This is a genomic window from Mesorhizobium sp. M7A.F.Ca.MR.148.00.0.0 (assembly GCF_003997735.1).
GTDB lineage: Bacteria > Pseudomonadota > Alphaproteobacteria > Rhizobiales > Rhizobiaceae > Mesorhizobium.
In genome coordinates, this window is sequence record NZ_RZTB01000758.1 from 1 (window position 1) to 223 (window position 223).

At 67.3% G+C, this 223-nt stretch carries 1 protein-coding gene; it reads left to right on the plus strand.

The window, feature by feature from the left end:
* The coding region (locus EOB49_RS36150; RefSeq protein ID WP_245473022.1) for a PfkB family carbohydrate kinase at window positions 1–223 on the plus strand (223 nt) is incomplete at both ends.

The window sequence follows — 223 nt, forward strand, 5'->3', positions numbered from 1 at the left end:
GTGGCTGCCCGGCCAACATCTCGGTCGGCACGGCCAGGCTCGGCCTGCGCTCGGCACTGCTCACCCGCGTCGGCGACGAGCAGATGGGCCGCTTCATCCGCGAGCAGCTGACGCGTGAGGGCGTCAATGTCTACGGCCTGAAGACCGACAAGGAACGGCTGACCGCGCTGGTGCTGCTGTCGGTCGAGGACGAAGGCGTTTCGCCGATGATCTTCTACCGCTC